Origin of the sequence: Streptomyces spinosisporus, from assembly GCF_022698145.1 — a bacterium.
Lineage (GTDB): Bacteria > Actinomycetota > Actinomycetes > Streptomycetales > Streptomycetaceae > Streptomyces > Streptomyces spinosisporus.
The window spans coordinates 79,825-94,118 of sequence record NZ_JALDAX010000002.1 but is presented as its reverse complement, the minus strand read 5'-3'; the positions used below and the strand labels follow the sequence as shown (position 1 = coordinate 94,118).

At 71.5% G+C, this 14,294-nt stretch carries 11 protein-coding genes; 7 read left to right on the top strand and 4 right to left on the bottom strand.

Annotated features, from left to right (window positions below; translation table 11 throughout):
• Positions 1–7: 7 nt before the first annotated feature.
• Positions 8–739, bottom strand: a complete 732-nt coding sequence (locus tag MQN93_RS05680) for an LPXTG cell wall anchor domain-containing protein (RefSeq protein ID WP_016435166.1) — start codon at positions 737–739, stop codon at positions 8–10.
• Positions 740–866: 127 nt separating this feature from the next.
• Between MQN93_RS05680 and MQN93_RS05675 the strand changes: the two genes are divergently transcribed.
• Positions 867–3,533 (top strand): protein kinase domain-containing protein, encoded by a 2,667-nt coding sequence (locus tag MQN93_RS05675; protein WP_278190442.1) that lies wholly within the window; start codon positions 867–869, stop codon positions 3,531–3,533.
• A 50-nt stretch (positions 3,534–3,583) separates the two neighbouring features.
• Here MQN93_RS05675 and MQN93_RS05670 read toward each other — a convergent pair whose 3' ends face one another.
• On the bottom strand, positions 3,584–5,017 hold the full coding sequence (locus MQN93_RS05670; protein WP_242708571.1) for an amino acid permease: 1,434 nt from the start codon (positions 5,015–5,017) through the stop codon (positions 3,584–3,586).
• Positions 5,018–5,222: 205 nt separating this feature from the next.
• Between MQN93_RS05670 and MQN93_RS05665 the strand changes: the two genes are divergently transcribed.
• On the top strand, positions 5,223–5,711 hold the full coding sequence (locus MQN93_RS05665) for a ribose-5-phosphate isomerase (protein ID WP_016435169.1): 489 nt from the start codon (positions 5,223–5,225) through the stop codon (positions 5,709–5,711).
• Positions 5,712–5,749: 38 nt separating this feature from the next.
• Positions 5,750–6,559, top strand: coding sequence for an Fpg/Nei family DNA glycosylase (locus MQN93_RS05660; protein WP_242708570.1), 810 nt, complete (start codon positions 5,750–5,752; stop codon positions 6,557–6,559).
• A gap of 7 nt (positions 6,560–6,566) precedes the next feature.
• Here MQN93_RS05660 and MQN93_RS05655 read toward each other — a convergent pair whose 3' ends face one another.
• Complete coding sequence (locus tag MQN93_RS05655) at positions 6,567–7,796, bottom strand: GNAT family N-acetyltransferase (protein ID WP_242708569.1); 1,230 nt, start codon at positions 7,794–7,796, stop codon at positions 6,567–6,569.
• Between the two features lie 162 nt (positions 7,797–7,958).
• On the opposite strand from MQN93_RS05655, the gene MQN93_RS05650 reads away from it, so the two are divergent.
• The 4 genes from MQN93_RS05650 to MQN93_RS05635 all read left to right on the top strand — a co-directional run bounded on the left by MQN93_RS05650 (position 7,959) and on the right by MQN93_RS05635 (position 12,961).
• On the top strand, positions 7,959–9,149 hold the full coding sequence (locus MQN93_RS05650) for a PP2C family protein-serine/threonine phosphatase (RefSeq protein WP_016435172.1): 1,191 nt from the start codon (positions 7,959–7,961) through the stop codon (positions 9,147–9,149).
• 121 nt (positions 9,150–9,270) lie between these two features.
• Positions 9,271–10,029, top strand: a complete 759-nt coding sequence (locus tag MQN93_RS05645; protein ID WP_242708568.1) for an ABC transporter ATP-binding protein — start codon at positions 9,271–9,273, stop codon at positions 10,027–10,029.
• Positions 10,029–12,503, top strand: a complete 2,475-nt coding sequence (locus tag MQN93_RS05640; RefSeq protein WP_242708567.1) for an FtsX-like permease family protein — start codon at positions 10,029–10,031, stop codon at positions 12,501–12,503. Before MQN93_RS05645 ends, MQN93_RS05640 begins: the two co-directional genes overlap by 1 nt.
• Positions 12,500–12,961: an HD domain-containing protein gene (locus tag MQN93_RS05635; protein ID WP_242708566.1), complete on the top strand. Its 462-nt coding sequence runs from the start codon at positions 12,500–12,502 to the stop codon at positions 12,959–12,961. Before MQN93_RS05640 ends, MQN93_RS05635 begins: the two co-directional genes overlap by 4 nt.
• Before the next feature lie 27 nt (positions 12,962–12,988).
• Here the strand turns inward: MQN93_RS05635 and MQN93_RS05630 are convergent, their stop codons facing one another.
• A complete protein-coding gene (locus tag MQN93_RS05630) occupies positions 12,989–14,113 on the bottom strand; it encodes an acyltransferase family protein (RefSeq protein WP_372504282.1) in 1,125 nt (374 codons plus the stop codon).
• Positions 14,114–14,294 lie beyond the last annotated feature (181 nt).

Sequence of the window (14,294 nt, the reverse complement as noted above, 5' to 3'; positions counted from 1 at the left end):
CCGTCGGTCAGCCGCGAACCTGGCGGGCCGGACGCCGCGACGTCCACCACAGCCCCGCCGCACCGGCCGCGATCAGCGTCGCGCCCGCCGCACCCAGAGGCAGCACGTCCCGTCCGACACCGGTCTTCGGCAGCTCCTTCTGGTCGCCGCCGGGCGCCACCGGCTTGTTGTCGGTGCCGAGCAGCAGCGGAGTGGCCGGGGCGTTCGGCGACGGGTTCGTCGTACCGAACGGAACCGGACCCTGCTGCCAGTACGTCTTCTTCCCGTCACCGGACTGCACCGGCAGACAGATCTTGCCGGCCTTGTTCAGGTCATAGGTGGCATCGACGGCGTACGACTTCGACTTGCCGGCCGCGAGATTGTCGATCGGGCAGGAGAAAGCGCTGTTCGAACCCTCCGGAAGATTGTTCTCGGAAACCTGGGAGCAGCCTTGGACGTTCTTCACCGAGAGGCCGTCGAAACCGACGACCAAAAGCTGGATCTTTCCGCTGTCCTTGGTCCCTTCGTTCTTGACCGTGGCGGTGATGTCGGTGTTTTCCGAGCCGTTGTCGACCGAGATCTTCGAGGGCAGGAGCGTGGTCAGCCTGACTCCTGCCGGCGCCTCGTCGACGGCCTTTCCCCCCTTGCTGCTGCCGGGTCCCTGGTCGTCCGCGCTGGCGGTGAAGGAAAGGATCATCACCGTCGAAAAAGATGCCGTAACCAGCGATCCCGCGATGGTCTTCGTGCGACGAGAGCTCATGTTCACATCCCCCTTGGCTGCGCCCGAATTCGCAGTACTTGAAGAGCTACCACAAGATTTCTCCGCACTATGCTGGTGCCGCACGAAGTGTGACCATTGTGGGACAGTCGGGACGTTGCAGAGGTAATTGAGGGGGTGCAGCGGATTGCCGGGGAATACGAGGAGCGGCGGAGTTCCAGGGTTGCTGGTGACGGGGCGCTACCGGTTGGTCGAGAGTATCGGCCAGGGAGGAATGGGGCGGGTGTGGCGAGCCGCCGACGAAATGCTCGACCGCCCGGTCGCCGTCAAGGAGATGCGTATCGACGGGCTGGACGCGGAGGACGCGCGGACCCGGCGTGAGCGCACGCTGCGGGAGGCCAGGGCCACCGCCCGGATCGACCACCCCAATGTCGTGCGGGTGTACGACGTCGTCGACGAGGGCGAACGTCTGTGGATCGTCATGGAGTTGGTGGCCGGCCGCTCCCTGGAGCGGATCATGGCGGAGGAGGGGCCGCTCGGGACGGCCCGTACGGCACGGATCGGGCTCGGTCTGGTCGCCGCCCTGCGCCAGGTGCACGACCGTGGGGTGCTGCACCGGGACATCAAGCCCGGGAACGTCCTGGTGGAGGAGGGCGGAGAGCGCATCGTGCTCACGGACTTCGGCATCGCCGCCATCCAGGACGCCAAGGCGCTCACCATGGTCGGCATGCTCGTCGGCTCCCCCGACTACATGGCGCCCGAGCGCATCTCGGGCCGTCCGCAGGGGCCGCCGTCCGACGTGTGGTCACTGGGCGCGACGCTGTGCGCCGCCCTGGGCGGCCGGTCCCCCTTTTCCCGCGACACCACCCTCGCCACGCTGCACGCGGTGCTGTACGAGGAGCCCCAGCTCCCCGCCGCGGCGGGCCCGTTGCGGGACGTCCTGGCCGCGCTGCTGGAGAAGGAGCCCACGGTCCGCCCGGGGCTCGACGACCTCCAGGAGGCCCTGCTCCCCATCGCGTTCCCGCCCACCAAGCCGACGCTTCCCGTGGGCGGGAAGGAGGGCGAGGAGACGCCGGTCCCGCCCGAGCAACGGCCGTCCGGGACCCCGGGCACGCCCGGGGACGAGCCGACCGCGCGGGACGCGACTGCTGCTGGGGTTGCGGGGGGCGCGCCTGCCGCGAGGACTGGAGAGGACGCGCCTGCCGCGAGGGTTCCGGATGCCGCGACTGCCGCGACTGCCGCCGGGCCTGCGGAGGTAGCGACGGCCGCGGAGGACGCGACCGCCCCGAGGACTGCGAAGGACGCGACCGTCCCGAGGGCTGCGGCGGATGCGGCGAGCGGGCAGGCCACGGTGGAGGCGGCGGCCGCCTCCGCTGCCGAAGCGGCGGCGGGTGTGCGGGCGGCGCCTGGGGAGGGTGTGCGGGGCGAGCCTGGAGCGGGTGCGCAAGTCGAGCCCGGGGCGGGTGCACAGGCCGTGCCCGGGGCGGGTGTGCGCGCCGTGCCTGGGGCGGGTGTTCAGGCCGCGCCTGGAGCGGGTGCGCAAGTCGAGCCCGGGGCGGGTGCACAGGCCGTGCCCGGGGCGGGTGTGCGCGCCGTGCCTGGGGCGGGTGTTCAGGCCGCGCCTGGAGCGGGTGTGCGCGCCGTGCCTGGGGCGGATGCGCAGGCCGAGCCCGGAGCGTATGCACAAGCCGAGCCCGGAGCGGGCACCGAGGCGCCGACCCCCGTCTACCTGAACACCCGGCTCGTGCGGGCCGCGCGCGACCCCAGGCGACGCGAGCCGGAGTCCGAGCCCGTCTCCGTTCAGGACGCGATACCGCAGGACCTACCCGCACCCGTGGCAACGCCCTTCCCACAAGAGGCGGAAGCACCACCCGCACCCCCGCACGAGGCACTCCTGCCCCCGCTGTCCAGCGCCTCCACCGAGGTCCCCTCCGAACTGCGCCCGGAGGTCCGCTCCGAGACCCCGTCCGCCAACTCCGCGCCCCACGCGGCCGCTTCGGCCCCGTCCGCCCCACCCAGGCCCGGTGTCTCGCTGATCCGCACCCCTACGACCCCCGAGCAGCACCCGGCGCATGCGCACGGCACGGACGCCGCGTCCGCGACGAACCTGCGGCAGAGCCCGCCCCGGGGCCAGGCCTCCCGGCTGGCGGAGCAGAACACCCGCCCCGCCCTGGGCCCCCACCCGCTGCGCCCACCGCAGGGCGAACTCCCCGGCCCCGCCGAACCGCCCGGCCCGCGCCACCCCCGTCGCCGGGCCGGCCTCGTGGCCGGCGTCGGCCTGGCCGCGGCGGGCGCCGTCGTCGCCGCCGTACTTCTGACGAACTCCGGGTCCCCCGGCGCCGACGGCGCCGGACCCTCGGCGTCGTCGGCGTCGACCCCCTCGCCCACCGTGGAGGGCACGTCGAGGCCGCAGAGCCTGCCGCCGGGCGCGCACCGGGAGACCGGGTTCGCGTGGGCGACGCCCGAGGGCTGGCGGCGTGATGTGAAGACGGGCGCGGAGGTGCACTACACGTCACCCGACGGCACCCAGGAACTCGTGGCCAAGTCGTCCATCGCGCGCGGCGACCTGATGGAGACCTGGCAGAAGTCCGAGCAGAACGCCCACCAGGGCGAGAACTACCAGAAGATCCGGCTGGAGCGGACGACGTTCCGCGGCAATCCGGCGGTGGTCTGGGAGTACACGTTCACGCTGAAGGGCACCCCCTGGCACGCCCGCCTGCTGGGCTTCAACCAGAAGGGCAGGTCGTACCAGATCAACACCTGGTACCAGCCGGAGGTCGAGTCGCAGGCGCTCAGGACCTACGGCAAGGTGAGGGACAGCTTCACCGTGCTGTGACCGTACAGGCGTACGGGCGTTGCCCGCAGAAGCGGACAACGCCCGCGCTGTCAGCCGGCCTTGACCTCGTCCCGCTCGCCCGCCGAGGACCCGCCCGCGGAGGACTCGCCCGCCACGGCCGTCCGGCCGCCGCTCACCCTCTCCTTGACGAAGGCGATGACGAGCACGATCGCCGCGACGAGCAGCGACAGCAGGATGGTCTCGCGCCCGTCGTGCTCGGTGTCGGTGAGCATGTAGCCCAGCACGAACACGATCAGCGCGGCCGTCGCCCAGGTCAGATACGGGTACAGCCACATCTTCACGACGAGCTTCTCCGGCGCCTCACGCTGGATGATCTTCCGCATGCGCAGCTGCGAGAAGCAGATGACCAGCCAGACGAACAGGGCCACCGCGCCACTGGAGTTGACCAGGAAGAGGAAGACCGAGTCCGGGAACTTGTAGTTGAAGAAGACGGCGACGAAGCCGAAGATCACCGACGCGAGGATCGCGGCCCTCGGCACACCGCGGGACGTGGTCTGCGCGAACATCTTCGGCGCGTCCCCGCGCTCGCCGAGCGAGAACGCCATCCGGGAGGCCGTGTACAGGCCGGAGTTGAGACAGGACAGCACCGACGTCAGCACGATGAAGTTCATGATCTGACCGGCGTGCGCGATGCCGAGGGAGTCCAGGGCCGCGACGTAGGAGCCCTTGTCCTTGATCGAGGGGTCGTTCCACGGAAGGAGCGAGACCACGACGAGGATCGAGCCCAGGTAGAAGACCGCGATGCGCCAGATGATGCTGTTGGTGGACTTCGTCACCGCGCGCTGCGGGTTCTCGGACTCGCCGGCGGCCAGGGTGGCGATCTCGCTGCCCATGAAGGAGAAGACGACGAGCAGGACGCCGGTGAGGATGGCGCCGGGGCCGTGGGGCAGGAAGCCGCCGTGGTCGGTGAGGTTGCCGAGGCCGGCCTTGTCGCTGTCGACGCCCGGCAGCACACCGAAGACGGCGAGCGCGCCGACGACGATGAACGCGCCGATCGCGACGACCTTGATGCCGGCGAACCAGAACTCGAACTCGCCGTAGGAGCCGACGGAGACGAGGTTGGTGGCGGTCAGCACGAGCATCACGATCAGGGCCCAGCCCCACTGCGGGACGGCCGGTATCCAGCCTTCGAGGATCGTGGCGCCGGCGGTGGCCTCCACCGCGAGCACGACGACCCAGAAGAACCAGTAGAGCCAGCCGATGGAGAAGCCGGCCCAGCGGCCGAGTGCCCGGTCGGCGTGGGCCGAGAACGATCCGGAGGTCGGGTTGGCCGCGGACATCTCGCCGAGCATCCGCATCACCAGCACCACGAGCGTGCCGACGAGGGCGTACGAGAGGAGGATGCCGGGGCCTGCGGTGGCGATGCCGGAACTGGAGCCGACGAAGAGTCCGGCTCCGATGACACCGCCGATGGCGATCATCGTCAGATGTCGGTTCTTCAGTCCGGCCTGGAGACCAGTCATGAGGGGAATTCCTTCGCGCCAGGTGAGCTGTCCCCGCACGAGCGGTGTACGGGTCGGACCAGTGAAACGGAGGCCAAGGAATTCGTGAACCTTTGAATCCAGATCGTTACTTGAGGTTTCCTTGAGGTTCTGTGGCTGAGGGCACATTTTTCCTGCGCTGCACCCGGGGCTGCTGCCCGCGGACGGCCGTGTCACACTCGGAACCATGCGCGTGTACCTCGGCTCCGACCATGCCGGCTTCGAACTGAAGAACCACCTCGTCGAGTGGCTCAGGGCGGCAGGCCACGACCCCGTCGACTGCGGCCCGCACATCTACGACGCCCAGGACGACTACCCGCCGTTCTGCCTGCGTGCCGCCGAGCGTACGGCCGCGGACCCCGAGTCCCTCGGGATCGTGATCGGCGGCTCCGGCAACGGCGAGCAGATCGCGGCGAACAAGGTGAAGGGTGTGCGCGCGGCGCTGGCCTGGAGCGAGGAGACCGCCTCGCTGGGCCGCCGGCACAACAACGCCAATGTCGTGGCGGTGGGTGCGCGGATGCACACCGAGGAGGAGGCGACGAAGTTCGTCGAGACCTTCCTCGGCACCCCGTTCTCCGGTGACGAGCGCCACATCCGCCGTATCGACATGCTCGCGCAGTACGAGACGACGGGCGAGCTGCCCCCGATCCCGGCGCACCACCCCCAGCAGGACTGAGCCGTACGCCCTCCGGGGGCCGGAAAGGACCACGCACCGTGCCAGAGGGGCACACGATCCACCGGCTGGCACTGGACTACGCCGACCGCTTCGCCGGTACGGCGCCACGGGTGACCAGCCCTCAGGGCAAGTTCTCGGACGCCGCCGAACTCCTCGGCGGCGCCGTGCTCACCGGCACCGAGGCACACGGCAAGCACCTCTTCCTCGGCTTCCGGGACACCGACTGGGTCCACATCCACCTGGGCCTGTTCGGCAAGGTCACCTTCGGCGACGCGCCCGCCCCGCCGCCCACCGACACGGTCCGCCTGCGCCTCGCGAACGACACGTCGTACGTCGACCTGCGCGGCCCGACGACCTGCGCACTCATCACGGACACCGAGAAGAACGCGATACACACCCGTCTGGGCCCCGACCCGCTGCGCGCGGACGCCGACCCGCAGGCGGCGTACCGGCGCATCTCCCGCAGCCGTACGACGATCGCCGCACTCCTCATGGACCAGAAGGTGATCGCCGGCGTCGGCAACGTCTACCGCGCCGAGGTCCTCTTCCGCCACGGCATCGACCCCTACCGCCCGGGCCGGGACATCACCCCGGCCGAGTGGGACGCCATCTGGGCGGACCTCGTCGCCCTCATGCACGAGGGAGTCCGCAACAACCGCATCGACACCGTCCGCCCCGAACACACCCCTGACGCCATGGGCCGCCCACCCCGCGTGGACGACCACGGCGGCGAGGTGTACGTCTACCGTCGGGCCACGCAGCCCTGCCACATCTGCCGCACCGAGATCCGCACCGCAGACCTGGCAGCCCGCAACCTCTTCTGGTGCCCCACCTGCCAACAGCCCTGACGTTCCGCTAGAACCCGTGCGGCAGCCACGGCGGCACGGTGGAGGCGAAGGCCACCGATGCCTCCGTGAGGGCGCCCTGGCGCAGTTCGTGTACGCGGCCGGCCGCGGCGAGGGAGTCCAGCGAGACGCCGCCGAGGTAGGCCGAGCCCAGCTCCCGGACGGTCAGGGACAGGTCGGCGGAGTCCTCGGTGCGGGCGCAGGACGCGCCCTTCGGGTCGCCGGTCAGACGCCAACGCCCGGTGTTCCAGGGGCAGAAGGTGTCCTCGACGTCCAGTACGACGTCCACCGGCGCCTGGTACGTGCGTGCCTGCAGCGCCGCTCCCACGTCCACCAGCCGTACGTGCAGGGAGTCCCGGACCAGCAGCGAGCAGCGGCGGATGTCGGAGACCATGTGCTGCCACGCCTCGTCGACCGGCCGTCCGCGCGCGGTCACCTTCGACGTCAGGTCGATGTCGCACAGGAACCGCCACAGCGCGGCGTGCGCCGCGGGGTCCAGCGCGTGCAGATCCTGTACGACCACCGTCCCCTTGGGCCCGGCCGCATCCCAGCCCGCCTTGATCCGGAAGCGCGCGAACCCGACGGCCTCTCCACCGCGCTCCGCCAGCACGCACTGCAGCGGAGAAGCACCCTCCCGCTCGCTCTCCGGGTCGAGCAGCCCCAGCCGCTCCCAGCCCGGAATGCGCGCCACCATGCCGGGACGGCCCGGCACCAGCCGTGCGTACACCGCCTCGCACGTGCCGAGCACCTCGGCGGGCGCCACGTACCGCAGCCGTACGTCGTCGGTGCCGGGCGGCACGGACAGCCGGACGCGGGTCGTGTCGATCTCGGTGTTGACGTGGTACGTACCGACGCCGTACCCGAACCGGCCATAGATCTCGGGCTCGGAGGCGGTCAGGATCGCCAGCGGCTCACCCCAGGACCGCACGTCGTCCAACTGCCGCCGCATCATGGACCGCAGCACACCGCGCCGCCGGTGCGTGGCCGCCACGCTGACCATGGTCACGCCCGCCGCGGGCACCGCCGCCCCGCCCGGCACGGTCAGCCGGAAAGCGAATGCCCCGGCCGTCCCCACACACGTATCGTCGTCCCAGGCACCCAGCGAACGGTCCGTGTCCGTGAGCTCGCGCCACAGCGCGCGCTCCTCGGCGGACTCGGGGATCCCGCCGAAGGCGCGGATCAGGTTGTCGTACCACTCGTCCCAGTCGTCCTGCCGCAGCACGCGCAAGTCAGTCGCCATGAACCATGCCTACCAGCGCATTGCAGGACGAGCCAGGGAATTTCGTCTTGACGTACCCGCAACGGCTTTCTGTGAAGTTCACTGTGAAGTTGAACCTCGGACGGGGGACAAGTGGGACCTCCCGTGCCAAGCAGCTGGTCCGATGGATAGGGTCCCGAACTGATGGCAGCAGGACGAGAGCGGCGCGCGGAAGCCGACACGTTCACGGCCCGGTTGAGGATGCAGTGGCACCGGGCCCGCACCGGCCTGCGCAGAAGCGCTGTCGACTACTTCCGCGGCGACGGCTCGGACTGGGTCGCGCTGGCCGGCCTGCTCCTCACCGTCCCGGTCATCGCGGCCGTCACACTCGCCAACTCCGTATGGTGCTCACCGGCCGTGCTGGTCCTGCCGATCGTGGCCGGCGGCCTGCTGCTGCGCCCGGCCAGCCTGCTCGGCCTGTACGCCGCCGCGGCCACGGCACTGATCGTCGAGTCGGTCAAACTCGGCCCCTACACGGAAGGCCCGTCCCGGGTCACCCCCGGCGTGGTCCTCGTGGTCGCCGCCTGCGGCTTCTTCGGGTTGCTCATCGCCCAGTTCCGCAGCCGCGTCGGCGTGCCCTGGCGGCGCGGCGGCACCATGCTCTTCGACCTGCGCGAGCGCATCCGCGTGCAGAGCAAGCTGCCGACGCTGCCGGTCGGCTGGCACCGCGAGATGGCCCTGCGCCCGGCCGGCGGCCAGTCCTTCTCCGGCGACTTCGTCGTCGCCGCCCGCACCAACGGCGGCCGCACCCTGGAGGTCGTCCTCACCGACGTCTCCGGCAAGGGCATGGACGCGGGCTCGCGCGCCCTGCTGCTGTCGGGCGCCTTCGGCGGCCTGCTCGGCTCCCTGCCCCCGCACGCCTTCCTCCCGGCCGCCAACGGCTATCTGCTGCGCCAGGACTGGGACGAGGGCTTCGCCACCTCCATCCACCTCGTCCTCGACCTCGACTCCGGTGACTACGAGCTCTACTCCGCCGGACACCCCCCGGGCCTCCAGCTCAGCGCGGGCAGCGGACGCTGGGAGGAGAAGGCCGCCGAGGGCCCCCTCCTCGGGGTCTACGACGGCGCCCAGTTCGACCCCGTCAAGGGCTCGCTGCGCCCCGGCGACGTACTGATGCTCTTCACGGACGGCCTGGTGGAGACCTCCGACCGCGACATCGTCGAGGGCATCGACCGCCTCACGGGCGAGGCCGACCGCTATGTCGCGGGCGGCTTCCACGGCGCCGCCTGGCACCTCATCGAGGCCGTCGCGAAGGACGTCAACGACGACCGGGCGCTGCTGCTGATCTGCCGCGAGGGCCCGACCGCCACGTCCCAGCCGCCGACCCTGCGCTGAGCGCCCCGGAAGACGGCTGGTGGGGTTTACCCCCGCCCGCATTCGCCAGCCGCCCTCATCGCCCGCGCCCGCCTTCGATCCGTAGGTTCGCATCATCACCCCGGATCGGAAGGAACCAGGCATGTCAGGCGACTGGGCCGTAGAACTGCACGGAGTCCGCAAGCGCTACGGCCGCGGCGGCAGCGCCGTGCACGCCCTGCGCGGCATCGACCTCACCCTGCCCCGCCGCAGCTTCACCGCCGTGATGGGCCCGTCCGGCTCCGGGAAGTCCACGTTCCTGCAGTGCGCGGCGGGCCTGGACCGCCCCAGTGCCGGGACCGTCCGCCTCGGCGGCACGGAGATCACCGGCATGAAGGAGAACAAGCTCACCGCGCTGCGCCGTACCCGACTCGGCTTCGTCTTCCAGGCGTTCAACCTGCTGCCGTCCCTCACGGTCGAGCAGAACGTCGTCCTGCCGATGCGCCTCGCGGGCCGCCGCCCCGACCGCCGCCGCGCCGCCGAGGTCCTCGCCCAGGTGGGCCTGGCCGACAAGGCGAGGCGCCGCCCCGGCCAGCTCTCCGGCGGCCAGCAGCAGCGCGTCGCGATCGCCCGCGCCCTGGTCACCCGCCCCGACGTCGTCTTCGCGGACGAGCCCACCGGCGCCCTCGACACCACGACGGCCGCCGAGATCCTCTCCCTGCTGCGCCAGGCCGTCGACACCCAGGACGCCACGGTCGTCATGGTCACCCACGACCCGTCGGCCGCCGCCTGGGCCGACCGCGTCCTGTTCCTGGCCGACGGCGAGATCGTCGACCACCTGGAGCGCGCGTCCGCCGAGCGGATCGCCGCACGCATGACGGCGCTGACCGCCCGGCCCGCCTTCGAACGGGCGGCGGCGTGATGTTCGCACCCAACGGCCTGGCCCGCGCGGCCCTCCGCTTCCGCCCCTCGGCGTTCGCCGGCACCTTCATCGCGCTCGCGATGGCCGCCATGGTCGTATCGGCCTGCGGCATCCTCCTGGAGACCGGCATCCGCGCCTCCGTCCCGCCCGCCCGCTACGCCGGCGCCCCCGTCGTGGCCGCCGCCGACCAGAGCGCCCCCTACGGCCACGGCGACAGCGCGGACAGCGAACCGGTCCCCGACCGCGCCCGCCTCGACGACTCCCTGGTGGCGAAGGCGGCCTCGGCACCCGGCGCCCGCACGGCCGTCGCCGACGTCACCTTCCCCGGCCGCGGCCCCGGCGGCCCCCTCACCGCCCACAACTGGGCCTCCACCGCCTTCACCGGCGAGAAGCTCACCTCCGGCCGCCCACCGCACACCGGCGAGGTCGTCCTCGCCGGAAGCAGGGCCGCCGTCGGCGCGCACGTCACCCTCACCACCCCAGAGGGCACGCACACCTACCGCGTCTCGGGCACCACGGGCACCGGCACCACAGGCACCGGCACCACAGACACCGGCGCCACGGGCACCGGCACCGCCGCCTGGTTCGCCGGCAGCGAGGCCCTGCGGCTGTCCGGCCACCCCGGCCGGGTCGACGCCGTCGCCGTGTTCCCGCGGGACGGCGTCACCACCGCGACCCTCAAGTCCCAGGTGGCGCACGCTCTCGGCAAGGACGCCGAGGTGCACACCGGCGAGGACCGCGGCACCGTCGAGGACCCCTCGCTCGGCGAGGCCAAGGAGACGCTGATGGGCATCGGCGGCTCCTTCGGCGGCGTCGCCACCCTCGTCGCCATGTTCACCGCGGCCGGCACCGTCGCGCTCGCGGTCGGCCAACGCGCCCGCGAGTTCGCCCTGTTGCGGGCCATCGGCACCACACCCCGGCAGGTCCGCCGCTCCATCGCCACCGAGACCCTGCTGGTGGCCCCCCTCGCCGGCGCCCTCGGCTGTCTGCCCGGAATCGCCCTGGCCCGCTGGTGGTTCGGGCAACTGCAGCACAAGGGGGCCGTACCGCGGGCCGTCGAGTTCTCCGTCTCCTGGATCCCCCTCGTCTCGGCGGGCGGCGCGGTCCTGCTCACCGCCCTGCTCTCCGGCTACATCGCCGCACACCGCAGCTCGCGCATCAAGCCCGGGCAGGCGCTGAGCGAGGCGTCCGTGGAGCGGCTGCGCATCGGCTGGATCCGCACGCCCCTCGGCCTGGCCGCAGCGGCCGGCGGCTTCGTCTGCGCCGGGGTGTCCGCCTCCCTGACCGGCGAGGACGCCGCGAACGCGGCCCTCGGGATCGTCTTCCTGTTCATGCTGTCCGTGGCCCTGCTCGGCCCGCTGGTCGCCCGCGCCTGCGCCGCGCTGTTCGGCCTGCCGCTGCGCGGCGCCGGTGCCCCCGCCGCGCTCGCCGCCGCCAACTCCCGCAGCAACGCCCGCCGTCTGGCCTCCGCGATCACGCCGATCGTGCTCGCCATGGCGTTCTCCTCGGTGCTGATCTTCATGCAGACCAGCACCGACCGCGTCACCGCCGACCAGCAGCACGCCGGCATCCTCGCCGACCACATCGTCACCGCCGATCCGGGCCTGACCCAGGACGCCGTACGACGGGCCGGGCACAGCCCCGAAGTAGGCGCGGCGGTCGGCCTGTTGCGGACCTCCGTGCTCGTCCCGGCCTCGGGCGCCCTGGAGTCGGCCTCCGCGCAGGGCGTCACGGGATCCGCCCGCGACCTCGCCGCCGTGCAGGACCTGGACGTCGAGCACGGCCGGCTGTCCCTGCAGCGTGGTGAGATCGCCGTCGACGCCCAACTCGCGGACAACGCCCACGTCGAGGTCGGCGACCGGCTCCACCTGAAGCTGCCCGACGGCACCAGGGCCGCCCCGCTCGTCGTGGCGACGTACGGCCGCGGCATGGGCCTCGCCCAGGTCACGATGGCCCGCGCCGACCTCGCCACCCATGTCAGCTCCGCCTACGACACCGAGCTGTGGACGAAGGGCGGAACGGCCGCCGCACTGGAGCGGTTCGGCACCGTCCTGGACCGGGACGACTACACCACCGCCCAGTCCCTGGACCGCGAACTCAACGCCTGGGCCAACTCCGTGATGGCCGGCGTCCTCGGCGGCTTCGCTGCCGTCGCCGCCGTCAACACCCTGGTGATGACGGCCCTGGACCGCCGCCGCGAGCTCGGCACGCTCCGCCTCATCGGCTCCACCCGCCGCCAGGTGCTGCGCATGATCCGCTGGGAGGCTCTGCTGGTCGCCCTCACGGGCATCGCCCTCGGCACGGCCATCGCGCTGGCGACCCTGGTGCCGATGATGAAGGGGCTGACGGGGCAGGGGCCGTACATTCCGCCCTTGGTCTACGGCTCGTTCGCCGGCGCGATCGTCGTCCTCGGGGTGGCCGCTGCGACCCTCCCGGCCCGCGCGGCGCTGCGCAAGGAGACACTGGACGAGTGACCGGAACACCCCGAACACCCCTGTCCCTGGCCGAAACAGAGGCCATCGCCCGCGCCGCCCACGAGGGCCAGACAGACAAGGCGGGCCGGCCCTACGCCGAGCATCTGCAGGCCGTCGCGGAGGGGGTGCGCGCACGCGGCGGCGACGCGGAGCAGATCGCGGCGGCCTGGCTGCACGACTCCGTCGAGGACGGCGTCCTCTCCGAGCAGTGGCTGGACGAGGCCGCGCTGAGCGACCGTACGAAGGACATCGTGCGGGCGGTCACCAAGCGGCCGGGGGAGCCGCCGGAGGAGTACGCCGGGCGCATTCTCGCCACGCCGGGCGCCCTGCTGGTCAAGGAGGCGGACCTGGCGCACAACGCCGACCCCGCCCGCCTCGCACGGCTCGACGACGAGGCGACCCGGAAACGACTGACCGAGAAGTACACGCGGATGCGCGCACTTCTCGGTCTGGGGTGATCCTCGGGGTCCGGAGCGACCCTCGGTCTAGACGTTCGCCATCTCGCGCCGGCGCTCCTGCTTCTCCCGTTCCCGGGCCAGCTCCGCCGCGTCGCGCTTGAACGCCCACTTCATCTCGGGCTCCATCGCGAACCTGAAGATCCGCTGCACGGGGGGCGTGCAGAGCAGGGTGACCACGGCGGCCGCGGCGAGCGTCAGGGCGATCTCGCCGAGCGGCTTGCGCATCCACGCGTGGTCGAACCACCCGTAGAAGTCACCGGCCTTGATGACGAAGCCGTGCAGCAGATAGCCGTACAGCGTGCCCGCGCCGAGCGCCGTGAACCACATCTTGCGGCGCGGCACCCAGGCGAAGAAGCACGCGGTCAGCAGCAGCGAGCAGCCGAACAGCGCGAGCACCATGACCGGCCCGGTCCACCATGGCGCGGCCAACTCCTGGGCGGCGTCACGGTGGTAGAACCACGCGGTGTTCATCCGCGGCACCGCCCACCAGCCGAAGACCAGCGCGGCCGCGAACACCGGCACCGCCACGATCCGCATCGTCCGCGTGCGCACCTTCTGGAAGTGCTCGGGCTTCATGCACAGACCCAGCACGAAGTACGGCAGGAACTGCAGAACGCGCTGCAGGTCCAGGTCGTTGCCGATGTCCGGTGAGACGGTCCCGAACATGGCGATGCCGAGCGCGACCGGCAGCGGCCACCGCAGGTTCTTCCACAGCGGGGTCGTCAGGCGCCAGATGAACAGCGCGATCAGGAACCAGGTGAGGTACCAGGGGTCGAGCAGGCTGACGTCCATGCCCGGGTCGTGGTCGCCGTAGCGCTTGAAGAGCGAGTACGCCGTCTCGAAGATCACGTACGGCACCAGGACACCGGTGACCAGCCGCCTGAGCCGGTCGGGGCGCATGTCGAAACTGCGCGAGAAATAGCCGGAGATGATGATGAAGGCCGGCATGTGGAAGGTGTACACGACGGTGTACACGCCCTCCAGGATGCGGCTGTCACCCTTCAGCGGTTCCCAGGAGTGGCCCATGGCCACCAGCACGATCGCCAGGTACTTCGCGTTGTCGAAGAACGCGTCGCGCTGTTTGCCGCGTTGGGGAGGGCTCGCCTGCTGTGGGGTTGTGTTGTGGCCGTTCGGTTGCAACGAGTTCGTCACAGACCCTCCCCCCAGAAACGGGGGGAGAGGATCCCGGACCTCGCTGCACTTGCGGAGGACGAGGCAGCGTGAAACATCTGAGGCACCCTAGCGTCGGCCGTGGGTTTTCGTAAAACTCCCCACGTCTTTCCTGGTTATTGGCTTCGGGTACCCATCATTAAGCGAAGTCGGCCTCCTTGTG